Source organism: Vibrio sp. YT-18, from assembly GCF_033337345.1.
GTDB classification, from domain to species: Bacteria; Pseudomonadota; Gammaproteobacteria; order Enterobacterales; family Vibrionaceae; genus Vibrio; species Vibrio alginolyticus.
On sequence record NZ_JAWOQO010000148.1, the window covers coordinates 1 to 1,248 of the forward strand.

1 protein-coding gene is annotated in these 1,248 nt (G+C 51.6%); it reads left to right on the forward strand.

From position 1 onward, the window contains the following. Window positions 1-1,248, forward strand: a 1,248-nt coding sequence (locus tag R7M72_RS25035; protein ID WP_318056449.1) for a potassium/proton antiporter, incomplete at both ends; no start/stop codon positions are given.

Consider the following 1,248-nt stretch of genomic DNA (forward strand, 5'->3'; position numbering starts at 1 on the left):
TGGCTGGGGAAGATGGCCTTGGCGGAATCTTATTTGATAATTATTCCATCGCTTATTTAGTCAGTAACTTAGCGCTCGCCATCATTCTTTTGGATGGCGGGATGCGAACGCGAGTCGCCAGTTTTCGGGTCGCCTTGTGGCCTTCGGTGTCGTTGGCAACCATAGGCGTAGCCATCACGACATTGTTAACTGGCTTGATGGCGACCTGGCTGTTCGATTTGGATTTATTGCAAGGTATCTTGGTTGGCGCGATTGTCGGTTCAACGGCTGCGGCCGCGGTCTTCTCTTTATTGAAAGGGCGCAGTCTGAACGAACGTGTTGGCTCGACGTTAGAAATTGAATCGGGCACCAACGACCCAATGGCGGTGTTCTTGACCGTTACGTTAATTGCGATTCTTTCTAGTACGGGAACGGAGTTAAGCGCCGGCTTTTTAGCGCTCAGTTTTGTTAAGCAGTTTGGTATCGGTGCGCTTCTTGGTTTTGCTGGTGGCTGGGTCTTGTGGAAAGTCATCAATCGCAATCAACTGCCGGATGGCTTGTACTCGATTTTGACCGTCAGCGGCGGCTTGATCATTTTCGCGTTGTCGAACTCGTTAGGCGGCAGCGGTATTTTGTCGATTTACCTCGTGGGTTTATTGCTGGGTAACCGTCCAACGCGCAGCCGTCATTCGATTCTGCATGTGTTAGATGGTATGACGTGGCTAGCGCAAATTGGCATGTTCCTCGTGCTTGGTTTGTTGGTTACGCCGTCGAACTTGCTGAGTATTGCGGTGCCAGGCTTGGCGCTTGCGTTTGGTATGATTTTGTTTGCCCGTCCTATTTCCGTGTGGATTGGACTGCTGCCATTTAAGAGCTTCACGCCACGTGAAAAGTGGTTTGTCTCTTGGGTTGGTTTGCGCGGTGCGGTGCCAATCATTCTTGCGGTATTCCCTATGATGGCTGGTTTGCCAGACGCGCAGCTGTACTTCAACTTGGCCTTCTTCGTGGTTATGGTATCGCTGATCGTTCAGGGCGGCACGCTGACCAAAGCGATGTCGCTTGCCAAGGTTGAGTTGCCACCAAAGCCTGAGCCAATCTCTCGCACTGGTGTGGAGATTTACCCAACCAGTGAGTGGGAACTGTTTATCTACCGATTGAAAGCGGATAAATGGTGCATTGGCGAACCGCTGCGCAGTTTGTCGATGCCTGAGGGCACGCGCATTGCGGCTGTTTTCCGTAATCAAGAACTGCTTCACCCATCGGGCAGTA